The sequence below is a fragment of the Rasiella sp. SM2506 genome (assembly GCF_050859505.1).
Lineage (GTDB): Bacteria > Bacteroidota > Bacteroidia > Flavobacteriales > Flavobacteriaceae > Marinirhabdus.
Genome location: NZ_CP193934.1, coordinates 121,750 through 137,317, shown reverse-complemented (window position 1 = coordinate 137,317; position 15,568 = coordinate 121,750). Strand labels below are relative to the sequence as shown.

Below are 15,568 nucleotides of genomic sequence, written 5' to 3'. Positions count from 1 at the left end.
TGCTTGCACTTTATAATAAAAAATAAGTATGAGCATCATCATAGACATTCACGCAAGACAAATTTTTGATTCAAGAGGAAATCCTACGGTAGAAGTAGATGTGCTTACCGAGCATGGGTATATGGGTCGCGCTGCAGTACCTTCGGGAGCTTCCACGGGAGAACACGAAGCGGTCGAACTTCGTGACGGCGGCGATGCGTATATGGGAAAAGGGGTGTTAAAAGCTGTGCATAACGTGAATGGAAAGATTGCTGGAACACTTTTGGGAGTTTCAGTATTTGAACAAGCGCAGATAGATAAGATTATGATAGATTTGGACGGCACTCCTAACAAATCTAAGCTAGGAGCAAATGCTATTTTAGGCGTTTCATTAGCCTGTGCTAAGGCAGCGGCCGCTGAATTAGGTCAGCCTTTGTACCGCTACGTTGGTGGTGTAAGTGCCAAGACACTTCCAGTACCAATGATGAACATTATTAATGGAGGTTCGCACAGTGATGCACCTATCGCGTTTCAGGAATTTATGGTGATGCCGGTAAAAGCGAAGAATTTTACACAAGCCATGCAAATGGGTTCTGAAATTTTTCACCATCTTAAAAAAGTACTCCACGATAGAAATTTAAGCACTGCGGTAGGAGACGAAGGTGGTTTCGCACCAACCTTAGACGGAACAGAAGATGCGCTGGATACCATTGCAAAAGCGGTAAAAAATGCTGGGTATACGTTAGGCGACGACATTATGATTGCCTTAGATTGTGCCGCGGCAGAATTCTATGTGAATGGGAAATATGATTACACAAAATTCGAAGGTGATAGCGGAAAAGTAAGAACCAGTGAAGAGCAGGCTAGCTATTTGGCCGAATTATGTGAAAAATATCCCATCATATCAGTAGAAGATGGCATGGACGAAAACGATTGGGAAGGCTGGAAATCTTTAACCGAAAAAGTTGGAGATACAGTACAATTGGTTGGAGATGATTTATTTGTAACCAATGTAGAAAGACTTTCGAAAGGAATTGATGAAGGCATTGCTAATTCAATTTTAATAAAAGTAAACCAAATTGGAACGTTAACCGAAACCATTGCAGCCGTGACTATGGCACATAATGCGGGATACACTTCAGTAATGAGTCATAGAAGCGGCGAAACCGAAGACAATACGATTGCAGATTTGGCTGTAGCGCTCAATTGTGGGCAAATAAAAACAGGTTCGGCATCGCGTAGTGATCGTATGGCAAAATACAATCAATTGCTTAGGATTGAAGAAGAATTGGCAGAAGTAGCATACTACCCGGGTAGAAAAGCGTTTAAGATTTAATACTATAAAAGTCAAAATTTAAGAGCCTCTCCTATACTATATATGAGAGGTTTTTTGCTTTTAGGATTGTTATGTGTTCAAAAGTCTCAGTTTTAAGGATTATTTAACCTACAAACTATGCCGATTGCTAAAAAATTAGTGCGATATTTCGTAAATTAGCATCTTATTTGTTTGCGAACATACCGCAGGCAGTTTTCTGAAATTTTAATAAAACCAAAAGCATATATGTCTAAAATAGCCACACTAACAATTGACGGTAAATCGTATGAATTTCCTGTAGTTGTTGGGACCGAAAATGAAGTTGCCATAGATATTAAATCACTTCGTGGAGTGACGGGCGGTGTTACTACCCTAGATCCAGGATATAAAAATACAGGTTCCTGCGAGAGTGCCATCACTTTTTTAAATGGTGAAGAAGGTATTTTAAGATACCGTGGGTATTCTATAGAAGAGCTTGCAGAGAAGGCAGACTTCTTAGAAGTAGCTTATTTGTTAATTTTTGGTGAATTGCCTACTAAAGAGCAGTTGGACAAATTTCATAATGATATTAAAGCCCAATCACAGGTAGATGAAGACATAAAGAAAATTTTAGACGGTTTTCCTAAGGCTGCACATCCTATGGGAGTAATGTCTGCGTTAACATCGGCTTTGATTGCTTTTAATCCCACTTCAGTAAACGTAGATAGTGAAGAAGAAATGTATCAGGCTATTGTTCGTATCATGGGTAAATTCCCAGTTTTAACAGCCTGGACTTACAGAAAAAGAGCAGGACTTCCGTTGGATTATGGAGATGATTCTTTGGGATATGTGGATAATTTCTTAAAGATGATGTTTAAAAAGCCAAATGGCGAGTATACCTCAAATAAGACGGTGGTAAACGCATTGGACAAATTATTGATTTTACACGCAGACCACGAACAAAATTGTTCCACATCGACAGTACGGATGGTAGGTTCTTCTCACGCAGGATTATTTGCATCACTTTCGGCAGGTATTAATGCATTGTGGGGCCCGTTACACGGTGGTGCCAACCAAGCTGTAATTGAAATGTTGGAGGCTATTAAAAGTGATGGGGGTGACACGCATAAGTTTATGAACAAAGCAAAAGATAAGGAAGATCCCTTCCGCTTAATGGGCTTTGGACATAGAGTATATAAAAACTTTGACCCACGCGCAAAAATCATCAAGAAATCTGCAGATGACGTATTAAGTGCTCTAGGAGTTCAAGATCCAATATTAGATATTGCAAAAGGATTAGAAAAGGAAGCTTTGGAAGACAGCTACTTTGTGGATAGAAAATTATATCCAAATGTAGATTTCTATTCGGGTATTATTTACCGTGCTATGGGCATTCCTGTTGAAATGTTTACTCCAATGTTTTCTCTAGGTAGATTGCCAGGTTGGATAGCACAGTGGAGAGAGATGCGTTTAAAAAAGGAACCAATTGGTCGTCCACGTCAAGTGTATATTGGTGAAAACTTAAGAAGTTTTAAACCAGTAGATAAGAGATAAAACAAATACGATAAAAACTTTAAGAAAGCACTTCAGCAATGAGGTGCTTTTTTTATATTTGAAATTATGATTCAATTAAAAGTCACTAACGAATTTTCCCCACTAAAAGTAGTTGTGTTAGGAACTGCAAAAAGCAACGGCCCTACCCCTGCACTTAAAGATGCTTACGATCCTAAGTCGGCAGAACATATTGAAGCTGGTACATACCCGGTAGAAAAAGATATGGTGAAAGAGATGGAAGCCGTAGCGGCTGTTTTCAAAAAACACGGAGTCACGGTGTACCGACCCAGTACGATCGAAGATTACAACCAAATATTTTCAAGGGATATCGCTTTTGTAATTGAAGATAAATTTATTATCGCCAACATACTGGAAGATCGCTCAAGAGAAATTGAAGCGTTGCAACACGTAATTTCCAAGATAGATCCTTCAAAAATTATTGAGTTTCCCGAAAATGCACATATAGAAGGTGGAGACGTCATGCCGCACGGAGACTATATTTTTGTGGGTACGTATTATGGTGAAGATTATAAAAGTTATATCACAGCAAGAACCAATATAAAAGCGGTAAAGCATTTACAAACTCTCTTTCCGCATAAAAAAGTAAAATCTTTTAATCTTCGGAAAAGCAACACGATTGCGCAAGACAATGCCTTACATTTGGATTGTTGTTTTCAACCTATCGGGAAAGGAAAATGCATTATTCATAAAGAAGGTTTTTTAATTGAAGAAGAGTATCAATGGCTGGTAGATTACTTTGGAAAGGAAAATTGCTTCCATATAGATGCCATGGAAATGTATTATATGAATAGTAATATCTTTTCTATTTCAGAAGACATTATAATTTCAGAAAAAAGCTTCACCAGATTAAATACCTGGTTGCGCTCCGAAGGTTTTACCGTAGAAGAAGTTCCCTATTTTGAAATTTCTAAACAAGAAGGCTTGTTGCGCTGTACTACTATGCCGCTTATAAGGGAATAATAATACAGGCTTCAATACGTTAAATTTTAAGGCAATAGCCAATTTTTTTGTACTATTGTGAACTACATAACCAGTACCCCATTGTTATGAAATTTAAATTACTTTTTGCTCTTACGATTCTAACATTTATAAACGGCTTCTCGCAACATTCCCCTGCCCGTGATTGGAATGAAGAAATGTTATTTGCCATTAGGCACGATTTTGCCAGACCCACCGTTCACGCTCGTAATATTTTTCATAGCACAGTAATTACATACGATTCATGGGCAATTTTTAATACACCCGCGTCTCCAGTATTATTAGGAAACACGTTTCAAGGTTTTTCTACACCATACAATAGTTTGCCAATACCTAACAATCCAGACGTAGCAACAAAGGAAGTAATGAGCTATGCGATGTATAGATTGATACGGCACCGTTTTGAAAATTCACCAGGCGTTGACGATATTTATGCATCTATAGATGCTCTAATGGCTAGTTATGGCTACGATACAACTATTAATACTACAGATTATAGTACTGGCTCCTACGCGGCTTTAGGAAATTATCTTGCTCGAAAGATGATAGAGTTTGGTTTCCAAGACAATTCCAACGAAGAAAACGATTATGCAAATCAGTTTTACGCTCCTGTAAATCCGCCGTTAATTTTAGAGGAATACGAAGATAATCTCAATATAGACCCAGACCATTGGCAACCTTTAGCATTTGAATCTTATATAGATCAAAGTGGAAATATAATCCCTGGAGGAATTCCTAATTTCTTAGGTCCGGAATGGGGCGAAGTTAGTCCTTTTGCGTTGCAAGAAGAAGACTTAGAGATTCTAAACAATGGTAGTATTACCAGTTATGTGTACAAGAATCCTGGAGCACCACCCTATATACAAGACTCTGCAGATAATGGTATTGAAGACCCCTACAAATGGAATTTTTCATTAGTGCTTTCTTGGTCATCGCATTTAGATCCAGATTTTTCAACACAAATAGATATTTCTCCAGGAAACTTAGGAAATGTGGATATTTCAGAACTTCCCAATTCGTTCTCGGAATATAAAGATTTCTACAATTTTACTACTGGTGGCTCATTAAGTCACGGTCATGATGTAAATCCTTTTACTGGAATGCCTTATGAACCTCAACTGGTGAAATTAAGTGATTACGCCCGTGTGTTGGCCGAGTTTTGGGCAGATGGACCGGATTCTGAAACACCACCTGGGCATTGGTTTGTAGTCTTAAATTATGTTTCGGACCATCCATTATTGGAAAAAAGATTTAAAGGCGAAGGACCCATTCTATCAGATTTGGAATGGGACGTAAAGCTATATTTAACGCTGGGTGGTGCTATGCATGATTCGGCTGTAAGCACTTGGGGGATTAAAGGGTATTACGATTATACTCGTCCTATTTCAACCATAAGGTATATGGCGGCAAAAGGACAAAGTACAGACCCAACGCTAGCAAATTTCGATCCTCACGGCCTTCCCCTTATTGACGATTTAATTGAGGTTATTGAAGTGGGTGATCCTCTCGCAGGCTTTGAAAATAAAAATGTTGGTGAGTTAAAAGTATTTGCCTGGAAAGGTCCAGATTATATAAAAGATCCTACTGTGGATATTGCAGGAGTAGATTGGATATTGGCAAAGCGATGGTGGCCCTACCAACGAGGCACTTTTGTTACGCCACCCTTTGCAGGGTATGTGTCCGGACATTCCACCTATTCAAGAGCTGCTGCTGAAATTCTCACTTTTGCCACTGGAGATGCTTTTTTCCCTGGAGGTATGGGTACCTTCGAAGTAGAACAAGACACCTTTTTGTTTTTTGAAAAAGGCCCTTCAGAACCATTTACGTTACAGTGGGCTACCTATCGTGATGCTTCAGATCAAACAAGTTTATCTCGTATTTGGGGTGGAATACATCCACCGGTAGACGATATTCCTGGGAGAAAATTAGGGGAACAAATAGGCCTTGAAGCTTTTTCGCTTGCTGAAGCCTATTTTAACGGGGAAATTTTAGGAGTTGAAGAAATTGATGTTTCAAATGAACTCACATTGTATCCAAATCCAGCTGCTCATACGGTTCAGATAGCACATCCCTTTACACTTAAAATTGAAACTATTGAAGTATTTGATACAGCATCAAGGAAGGTACAGTCGCTTCAGAACAATAATAAAAATCAACCTGTTTTAGATGTACAGACCTTAGAAGATGGATTGTATATGGTAAAAATTCAAACTTCTGAAGGGATTTTTAGCAAACAATTACTCGTGCATAGATAAATCTAAAAGTCTTATAGTTTCGTACATCTAGTATGCGATTATTCCTTCTAATTTTTGTGCTGTTATCTTTAAGTATTTCCTGTTTTGGACAAGGAAAAATAGATGGTTTTTATAAGGGAAAGAAAAAAGGTGTTGTTGTACTGGGTGGTGGTTTTGAAGATTCCAAAAAATATTTGGCAGGTGAAAAAAAATTGGATTTGGAGCGTAGCACCTATTATGCTTCTATTTTCACAGCCTACGGAATTACAGATAATCTAGATGTACACCTTTCTACACCATATATTTCCAGTAATAACCAAAGTAATCTTCAGGATCTTTCGGCTTTTTTAAAGTATAGATTTCTTCGTTTCAATTCAAACTTTGGGACTTTTGAAATAAGTACTGCAGCAGGTTTTTCCACACCACTATCAGACTATGCCATTGGAGGGCTTAACGACATTGGGCAGCAAGCCACCATTCTTGAAACTAGGGTTTTGTTGCACTTTACGAGCAAATCCTTTTGGTTTGCAACGCTCCAAAGTGGTTTTTCCTTAAAATTTGAGGAAGTTCCCAATAGTGTACCCGTAACTTTAAAAGTGGGCAGGGCAACTTCGGCATGGTATTATGATGTGTATTACGATTACCAACACTCATTTGGCGGTATAAACTATCGTGGCACACCAGCTCCACAAAATTTCAGGGAGTTTGGGGTAGATTTTCATAAAGCTGGAGGGACGCTGTACAAACCATTTTCATCAGATTTAGGTGCCTATGTTTCAATATCCTATACATTTGCTGGAAGAAATACTTTTCTTGGAGCAGCCTATGGATTGGGAGTGAGCTATCAAATAAATTCCGATTAATATTTGAGGTATTAGATGTTATTTTAAGTCACTATTTCCTTAGTTTTGCATTTCGAAATATAACTACATGCCACAAATTACCAACACTATTTTAATGATTCGCCCAGTAGCCTTCCGTATGAATGAAGAAACTGCAGTGAACAATTATTTTCAAGAAGATATAGACGCTAAAAACTTCGATATTAATGCCAAGGCACAAGAAGAATTTGATGCGTTTGTAGAAAAATTGAGAGCTGTTGGTGTGCGAGTGATCGTAGAAAACGACGATTTCAAAATGGATACGCCAGATTCTATTTTTCCTAACAACTGGGTTAGTTTTCATGCAAACGGAACGGTAGGATTGTACCCAATGTTTGCTGAGAACAGACGTCGCGAGCGTAGAGAAGAAATTATGACCCGTTTAGAAAGTGAAGGCTTTGAAATTCATAATTTTATGGATTATACCCCAGCCGAAGAAGAAGGAGTGTTTTTGGAAGGAACAGGAAGTTTGTTGTTAGACAGAGCGAATAACATAGCTTATTGTGCATTATCTCCAAGAGCCGATGAAGAATTGTTTATCGAGTTTTGTGAAGATTTTGAATACGACCCCGTGGTTTTTACTGCCAATCAAACCGTGCATAAACAACGTATGCCCATTTACCATACCAACGTAATGATGGCACTGGCTGAAAATTTTGCAATTATCTGTTTGGATACCATAGACGATAAACACGAAAAGAAAACCGTTCTTAAGCATTTAAAAGAATCTAAAAAAGAAGTAATCACTATTACTGAAGATCAAATGCATCAATTTGCCGGGAACATGCTCCAAGTACAAGGCGCAACTCATACGTATATGGTTATGAGTGAAGCGGCTAGATCTAGTTTAAAGCCTGACCAGGTAAGAGCTATACAAAAACATACTAAAATTTTAAGTAGCGACCTTACTACTATTGAAACGTGTGGTGGTGGAAGTGCCCGTTGCATGATGGCTGAGGTGTTTTTGCCTAAAAGTAGTGCAGTGGTATAAGAATTGAGATGTTGAGAAGCGGTTAAATCCTGTCTATTTTTTAAATTTTCACCACCCCTTTTACATCTTCGACTTCAGTTTTGAGTTCGAGTTCGAGTTCAAATTCAAGTTCTATTTTATGAATTAGCGATTCTATCAATCATTCCAGCAAAGATAAAATAATGAAAAGGCAACATTGCATACCTTGGAAATTGTAACGCCAAAAATTTAAAAATGATTGCTGCGCAACGTATTCATTTTTAAATTTTCACCACCCCGTTTACATCTTCGACTTCAATTTCGAGTTCAAATTCAAGTTCTATTTTATGAATTAGCGATTCTATCAATCATTCCAGCAAAGATAAAATAATGAAAAGGCAACATCGCATACCAATAGAGTCTTCCCCACAGCCCGCGAGGTCTGAAGGTGGCTGTTTGATGGAGCACGTTGTTCTTGTCTATAGCAAATTCTAACCACGCTTCGCCAGGGACACGCATTTCGGCAAAAAGTAATAAACGCCGCTCTTTTTTATCTGCTAAAATCACTCTCCAGAAGTCTAAGCTATCACCTTCATAAATTTTATTGGGATGGGTACGTCCGCGACGTAAGCCCACGCCTCCAAAGACCTTGTCTATATAGCCCCTGATTTTCCAGAGCCAACTTCCATAATACCAGCCGCGTTTACCGCCAATGCTCCAGATATTTTCCAAAGCTTTCTCAGGATTTTTAAGTTGGATGGTTTGCGCATCTTTTAAACAACCTTCGTCTGGTACTTCTACATATTTTTTTAAATCATTTCTGAAGCGTCCACTTATCATACTATCCTTCCAGCTGGAAACCACTTCATTTTGCTTTATTTTTTTAAAGGCCAGATCAATCGCTTCATTATAGGTAATGGGTACAACGTTTAGCATTTCTTGTAAACGTTTGTCTTTGGTAATTACTTCAATCCGCATACTATCCACTAAGTTTAATGCCAGTTTGTACGAAGTTGAGGTAACAAAGTACAACCAATAGGAGGATAGTTTAGGCGACATAAATGGTACGTCAATTATGGCGATACGTAGATTTCGGGATTTAGCATACCCTTTCATCATTTCTTTATAAGAGAGAATGTCTGGACCTCCAATATCAAAGCTTTCATCATATGCGTTTTCATTTCCGAGGACTCCGGTTAAATAGATTAATACATCACGAACGGCAATGGGTTGGCAGCGGGTTTTTACCCACTTCGGAGTGATCATTAATGGTAACTTTTCGCAAAGGTCTCGTATAATTTCAAAGGAAGCGCTCCCACTACCCACAATAATAGCAGCTCTTAAAACCGTAAGTTTTGCTTTACCGTTGTATAAAATATCCTCTACATTCTTGCGGGACCAAAGGTGCTTGCTAAGGTTTGTCTCGTTTACAATTCCTCCAAGATAAATTACTTGTTTACATTGGGTATGCTCTAGATACGCATTGAAGTTTTTTGCTGAAATTTCCTCTTTTTCATCAAAATCATCGGTAGAGGCAGACATGGAGTGAATTAAATAATACGCAGCATCAATATCTTTAGGTAGTTTTTCGGGCTGTACTTCTTCAAGAAAATCTATTTCAATAATTTCGATTTTATTTTTTAAATCTTCAGTAATAGAAAGCCTGTTTGCATTTCTTACAGAACAAACAATTTGGTGTCCTTCTTCCAAAAGTAACGGCAGTAAACGCATCCCAATATATCCGTTGGCTCCGGTGAGTAAAATTTTCACGTGTTATTAATTTGTTTAAAGATACGCTCTCATTATTAAACAAGTGGAGACTTTATAAAAACTTTAAATTCGCTTAATTAGGTTTACTATCTTTATCAAACATAAAAACCAATTATGAAAATATTAAAATCTGTTTTAATTGTTGTAGGTATCGTACTCATCGGCTTCGGGTTGTACAATGCTTTTGTGCCTCAAGAAGTTCTGGATATTGGCCCTTTAGAAGTTTCAGCTAAAGAAGGTTTAAGCAATCAAACCCTAGCCATGATAGGATTGGGAGTTTTAGCGTTGTTAGCGGGTGCTTTTATGCAGAAACGCTAATTTCTCAGAAAAAAGAGCATTGAGAAAAGAATAGAAACGTACGTTTTTTAAAGTAATAGTAAAAATCAAATCTATACATCCTCGATTCGTGAGGGGGTAGCATCGGCTTTTGCGGATAAAATTTTACTTATAAAATTGTGTGTTGCTTTGTCTTTTTTCTTCGCTTCAATTTTTATAAAATAGTTGTCTCTGTACACACTATACTCCTCGGCTTTACCTTTGTAAAGCACTAATTTATAATACGGAATAACCAATGCATAACTTTCTAACAAGCTTCTAAAACCTACAATAATTCCGTTAGGACGCATTTCAATGTTACATTGATTTCGATTACTGTCTAATAGTAGGAGATTATGTATTTGTACACTTGTTTCAGTAATAATCAATTTTGAAGAACCAATACCACCCATTTTAAATCGGGTAGCAAGGGGGAAAGGTTTGCCTACCTCAGCATCAATTTTTTGACTTATTTGTTTGTTGTTGTAGGAGACATTTAGCAGCATTTGAATACATTTAATTGCCGTTTAATGGCTTTAAATTAATGTAATGGTATTTAATTGTCCCTAGGTGTTCTACGTCTAGTTCTTTAGAATTTAATTGTGCCCAATCGCAACTTTCTTCAATTTTTTGATTTTTGTAATGCCTTAAAAGCGAATCTGAAATGAGCAGATATTCATCTACTGGCACATCATTTTTAAGCAGTCTATGTGCCGTAATCACGTCTTCGCCCATCAATTTTATATGGTTACCTATTTGTACCATACCAATTTCGGCACCATAGTGAAGAATTATTTTGAGTCCGAGAATTTCAGGGAAATCGACGTCTTTATGTTTGTCTTTAAATTTTTTCAGCAGGACATCCATCCGCTCATAAAACTGAGTGTAAAACAATTTACACTGATCTACCAAATCCTGAAAAGAGGGAAGTTCTCCTTTTCTAAAAAACAAAACAGCATCGCCTTCAATCTCTGAAACTTTCAAATTTATCTTGTTGCTATAAATAATCTCGTTGAGTAAGGCAGGAATTACTTGTGAGCTTACCTCAATATCTACGGCGCGCATAAACTCGGTAAACCCGCTAATGTCGGGAATACAAATAAGGGCTGGGCTTGCTTTCATTACGTTTTAATTTGAGTTGAAAGATACAATAGCCAATCTGTATGACAAGTCACATTAACATTGCGTTGATTTTACTATTGAAACTTCCGCCAGGAACCGCTATCTTTTTAAATATAACTATCTTTGCATCTTCATTCTTCAAAGCAAATGCGCGACGAAGAACCCTTAAAACACCACCATGAATTTGCAGGAGAATTTAGCACAGCACATTAAAAAAGCCGTTACCGAAACCTATAATGTCACCCTTGAAAACGTAGAGTTTCAAGCTACTCGTAAGGATTTTGAAGGCGATATAACCGTGGTTATTTTTTCAATGCTACGTTCGGTAAAAGGCAATCCTGTGCAAATAGGGGAGGCCATTGGTGAGTATTTGGTAGCTCATGTAACTGAAGTTTCAAAATTTAATGTGGTAAAAGGCTTCTTAAATTTGGTGTTAAGCGATGCGTATTACCTGGATTTCTTTACTACTATTCAGGATTTTAAAACCTACGGTATGGTTGCAATCACTCAGGATGCGATGATGGTAGAATATGCTTCTCCCAATACAAACAAACCCTTACATTTGGGCCACGTGCGTAATGTGTTGTTAGGCTATTCGGTTGCTGAAATTTTAAAAGCGGCTGGTAAAAAAGTCTATAAAACACAAATTATAAACGATCGTGGGATTCATATTTGTAAAAGTATGTTGGCTTGGGAACGATATGGTGAAGGGGAAACACCAGAATCTTCTGGATTAAAAGGTGATAAACTGGTGGGTAATTATTATGTGCGATTTGACCAGGAATACAAGAAGGAAATTAATGCGCTAGTTGAAAAAGGAAAAACCGAAAAAGAAGCAAAAGCCGAAGCTCCCATCTTAATTGAAGCTCAGGAAATGCTTCAAAAATGGGAAGCTGGAGATGCAGAAGTTGTTTCACTTTGGGAAAAAATGAACGGCTGGGTGTACACAGGTTTTGATGCTACGTATAAAAGTATAGGCGTAGATTTTGACAAAAACTATTACGAAAGTGAAACCTATTTACTGGGAAAAGATTTTATAGAATCGGGTCTTGAAAAGGGCGTGTTTGTTAAAGACCCAGACGGCTCTGTTTGGTGTGACTTAACCGAAGATGGTCTCGATAGAAAAATTGTGTTGCGTAGTGATGGAACGGCTGTGTATATGACGCAGGATATTGGTACCGCCATCCAACGTGTAAAGGATTTTCCAGATATAAATGGGATGATTTATACCGTTGGAAACGAGCAGGAATATCATTTTCAAGTACTGTTTTTAATCTTACAGAAACTCGGTTTTAAATGGGCTGAAAATTTATACCATTTAAGTTACGGGATGGTAGATCTACCTTCGGGAAAGATGAAAAGCCGTGAAGGAACCGTAGTAGATGCAGACGATTTGATAGATGATATGACAGCTACTGCCAAGGAAATTTCAGAAGAGCTTGGGAAGATTGATGATTTTTCAACTGAAGAGAAATCGCATTTGTACAAAACTATTGGTTTGGGCGCCCTTAAATATTATATCCTAAAAGTAGATCCTAAAAAACGAATTCTTTTCAATCCGGAAGAAAGTGTCGATTTCCAAGGAAATACAGGGCCTTTTATTCAGTATACCTATGCGCGTATTCAATCTATTTTGAGAAAGGCTAATCACGATATCATCCTGAGCGCAATCGAAGCGCCAATGGAACTACACGAAAAAGAGAAAAAGCTCCTTAAAATTTTACAGCAGTTTCCAGACGTGATACAGATGGCGGCGGGTAATTACAGTCCTGCGCTGGTGGCAAATTATACCTATGATTTGGTGAAGGAGTTTAATTCGTTTTATCAAAACGTATCTATTTTTGGTGCCGAACATTCTACTGAAATTGCCTTTAGAGTTTCCCTATGTGATGCTGTTGGAAGTGTGATTAAAACAGCTTTTTCGTTACTTGGAATACAAGTGCCGGATAAGATGTAGTTAAAACAACAACTGCAACGAAATATTGGGTGTTAAGCCAAGGGAGAATTCATCTACACGGCGAATCGTGGGAACCCCTTCTACATTTTCTAGGATATGATACCTGTTTAAAGCGTTATTTCTGTTGAAAATATTTAGCACGGCTATGTTTATTTTTCCTCTAAAAGTTTCATCCAGTTTTACAGCATACGATGCCGAAAAATCACTTCTAAAATAACTTGGAAGCGTTTTATTATTAGGAGCGTTGTAATTTATTGTTGAAATTCCACCAACTGTTGAGACGGGATTACCAGCAACAGGAGCCGTGTATGGCAGTCCAGATTTAAACGTATTCCCCAACGAAAAACTGAAATTTTTATAATCGTAGGAGCCTGCCACCGTTAAAGAGTGATTACTGTCTAGATTATTTCTAAAAGTTTCGGGCTTAAATTGTCTAAAGGTATAGGTGTTATCTTGATAGGTGTAACTCAGCCAGATATTAGCGTCTTTCAATTTTTTATTGAGAGAAACTTCGGCCCCTTTTATAGTATACTCGCCAGTAAAACTCGTTTCCTGTAATTGATTTCTAAAACCAAGATTTGCCGTGTTAATGCCTTCTACGTTTTTTAGAAAAAATTCTGTCGCAACAATCCAGTTATTTTTACTATAATTTATACCAGCTCCCAATTGTTTGCTTTGTAAAATTTTGTTGTTGTTAGCATTTGCTAGTAACCAATCACGGGTTTCAACTCCCAATAAATTGTCATCTCTATTTACGGTTTGATAGACAGCCTGGTGCTTTAATTCACCAGATACCGTAGCGCGCCAATTAGCATTCAGTTTTTGATCTATATGAAATCTAGGTTCTACAAAACTTTCTGAGATAGTAGCATAGTGCGTAAACCGAAGTCCCGAAGAAACATTCGTAGTTCCATTAAAAAAACTAAGCGTACTGCCAGCAAAGAAAGCATTTGAAAACAAGCTGTTTTCTTGAGATTCAATTGTTGGCGTATTGCTGTCTGTTTCAGCATCCACAATCTCAGTATCGGTGTATTGGTAGCCACCAGTTATCGTTATTTGCTCACTTAATTTATAAGAGACGTCTGCTTTTAAACCTTTTTCGGTGACTTTGTTTTGGTTGGAGGCTAGCAAGGATAAGTCTACATTATTTGTAAACTCACTACGGTTATAATTACTTTGATACAACAATACCTTTGAAGTAAGCGGAATTTTGCTACCCCAGTTGCGTTGCCAGGAAAACCCATTGGTGGTATTTTGTTGCTCCAGTTCACTTTCTAACACAGAAGAGTTTCCAGTTGCTATAAACCGCTCCGTAAATTGTAATTTATTATCTATGGCAAGAAAATGATAACTCACCTCATCTCGAGGTGTAATTTTCCAGAGTGCTTTTACCGAAACATCAAAAAAGTTGAAAGCTTCATCTGTAGAACGCACACCGTCTGTTGTATTATTCTGTAGCGTAGTCACCACCGTATTTTGAAAAACTTTACTGAAAAATTCGTTATACACAGGATTCCCAATCCCAGTATTAATAGAGGTTCTTCCAGAAATAGTGAGTAAAAATTTCTCTGAAATAGGAATTTCTCCATACCCATTGGCGCTTGTTACGTTTATTCCCAATCCGCCCTGGAAATTTTCTGGAATGGTATTGTTGGACTCTAGTGCAATGACGCCAGAAACACCTTCTCCATAGCGAGGACTTGTTCCATTTTTGTAAATAGTGACATTCTTGGTAAGATTAGGGTTAAAAGCCGAAATGAGTCCAAAAAAATGTCCTGTTTGATACATTCTAATATCATCCCAAAGTATTAAAAACTCATCGGATGTCCCACCACGAACGTTGAGGTTGGCGGCTGTTTCGTCTGCACTGTCAATGCCTGGTAATGCCTGGGCAATTTGTAAAACATCGGGTTCAATAAGACTTGGAAGAATATCGAAATTTTTGTTTGATATGGTGGTGGCTCCTTGGATATTTCTAGAAATTCCTTTGGTGATAAAATCGCTTAAAACAACTTCTGGTAAGTAAGTATAGTCTTGCGATACATATACAAAAGGACATCTATTTTGAAGGGCAAGATCTTGCGCATTGATGCTGCGTGCTAAAAATCCGTTTATTAGGATGCTTATAATTTCATTTTCTGAAACAGATACTATGTTGAAATTTCCTCCGCTATCGCTTGTTGTAATGGCGTTGGTAGTAATAATTTCGGCATTTGCAATAGGGAAACTACTTTCTGAGTCTATAAGAATACCACAAACTGAAATTTTCACGGCTTGTTTTACCTGTATCGCAATATAACGTTCGTTTATTTGTGTAAACTGAAGGTTTCCGGAAACAGAAAGCTCACCTAATGTTTGCTCTAATGTTAAGGATTTCGAAGGTTTTTCAACTTTAATGTTTTTAAGATCTCTTCGGATGTATGAAAATTTCACATCAAAAGATTTTTCAACTTCTTTAAGGGTTTTTAAAATCGGAAATTTTTCAGATGGAGTTTGAGAAACAACTGAGAAGGT

Annotated in this window: 13 protein-coding genes; 9 read left to right on the top strand and 4 right to left on the bottom strand. The window is 37.6% G+C overall.

The genetic code is table 11. The annotated features are described in order from the left end of the window. Positions 1–28: 28 nt before the first annotated feature. From eno to ctlX, 6 genes are all read left to right on the top strand, one after another. On the top strand, positions 29–1,315 hold the full coding sequence (gene eno / locus ACQ2HF_RS00650) for a phosphopyruvate hydratase (RefSeq protein ID WP_432411583.1): 1,287 nt from the start codon (positions 29–31) through the stop codon (positions 1,313–1,315). A gap of 225 nt (positions 1,316–1,540) precedes the next feature. Further along, entirely contained in the window at positions 1,541–2,827 is a 1,287-nt protein-coding gene (locus ACQ2HF_RS00645; protein ID WP_432411582.1) for a citrate synthase, read from the top strand. Between the two features lie 66 nt (positions 2,828–2,893). After that, complete coding sequence (locus ACQ2HF_RS00640; RefSeq protein ID WP_432411581.1) at positions 2,894–3,808, top strand: dimethylarginine dimethylaminohydrolase family protein; 915 nt, start codon at positions 2,894–2,896, stop codon at positions 3,806–3,808. A gap of 86 nt (positions 3,809–3,894) precedes the next feature. Beyond that, positions 3,895–6,081 (top strand): T9SS type A sorting domain-containing protein, encoded by a 2,187-nt coding sequence (locus ACQ2HF_RS00635; protein WP_432411580.1) that lies wholly within the window; start codon positions 3,895–3,897, stop codon positions 6,079–6,081. Between the two features lie 32 nt (positions 6,082–6,113). Further along, entirely contained in the window at positions 6,114–6,923 is an 810-nt protein-coding gene (locus ACQ2HF_RS00630) for a hypothetical protein (protein ID WP_432411579.1), read from the top strand. Positions 6,924–6,990: 67 nt separating this feature from the next. Continuing rightward, positions 6,991–7,932, top strand: coding sequence for a citrulline utilization hydrolase CtlX (gene ctlX, locus ACQ2HF_RS00625; protein ID WP_432411578.1), 942 nt, complete (start codon positions 6,991–6,993; stop codon positions 7,930–7,932). Positions 7,933–8,235: 303 nt separating this feature from the next. Here ctlX and ACQ2HF_RS00620 read toward each other — a convergent pair whose 3' ends face one another. Continuing rightward, positions 8,236–9,660: an SDR family oxidoreductase gene (locus ACQ2HF_RS00620; RefSeq protein WP_432411577.1), complete on the bottom strand. Its 1,425-nt coding sequence runs from the start codon at positions 9,658–9,660 to the stop codon at positions 8,236–8,238. Between the two features lie 114 nt (positions 9,661–9,774). Here ACQ2HF_RS00620 and ACQ2HF_RS00615 point away from each other — a divergent pair, with 114 nt between their 5' ends. Then, positions 9,775–9,978 carry a hypothetical protein gene (locus ACQ2HF_RS00615; protein ID WP_432411576.1) on the top strand — a complete coding sequence of 68 codons (204 nt, stop codon included), beginning with the start codon at positions 9,775–9,777 and terminating at the stop codon, positions 9,976–9,978. Between the two features lie 71 nt (positions 9,979–10,049). On the opposite strand, the gene ACQ2HF_RS00610 is transcribed toward ACQ2HF_RS00615, so the two are convergent. Continuing rightward, the gene (locus ACQ2HF_RS00610) at positions 10,050–10,481 is read right to left on the bottom strand and encodes a hypothetical protein (protein WP_432411575.1); all 432 of its coding nucleotides are present in this window, start codon (positions 10,479–10,481) and stop codon (positions 10,050–10,052) included. Positions 10,482–10,491: 10 nt separating this feature from the next. After that, positions 10,492–11,097, bottom strand: a complete 606-nt coding sequence (locus tag ACQ2HF_RS00605) for a DUF2652 domain-containing protein (protein ID WP_432411574.1) — start codon at positions 11,095–11,097, stop codon at positions 10,492–10,494. A 41-nt stretch (positions 11,098–11,138) separates the two neighbouring features. On the opposite strand from ACQ2HF_RS00605, the gene ACQ2HF_RS00600 reads away from it, so the two are divergent. Next, a complete protein-coding gene (locus tag ACQ2HF_RS00600) occupies positions 11,139–11,279 on the top strand; it encodes a hypothetical protein (protein ID WP_432411573.1) in 141 nt (46 codons plus the stop codon). Then, complete coding sequence (argS, locus tag ACQ2HF_RS00595) at positions 11,276–13,054, top strand: arginine--tRNA ligase (RefSeq protein ID WP_432411572.1); 1,779 nt, start codon at positions 11,276–11,278, stop codon at positions 13,052–13,054. The genes ACQ2HF_RS00600 and argS overlap by 4 nt, the downstream gene beginning before the upstream one ends. Here the strand turns inward: argS and ACQ2HF_RS00590 are convergent, their stop codons facing one another. Next, the gene (locus ACQ2HF_RS00590) at positions 13,055–15,487 is read right to left on the bottom strand and encodes a TonB-dependent receptor plug domain-containing protein (protein ID WP_432411571.1); all 2,433 of its coding nucleotides are present in this window, start codon (positions 15,485–15,487) and stop codon (positions 13,055–13,057) included. Positions 15,488–15,568 lie beyond the last annotated feature (81 nt).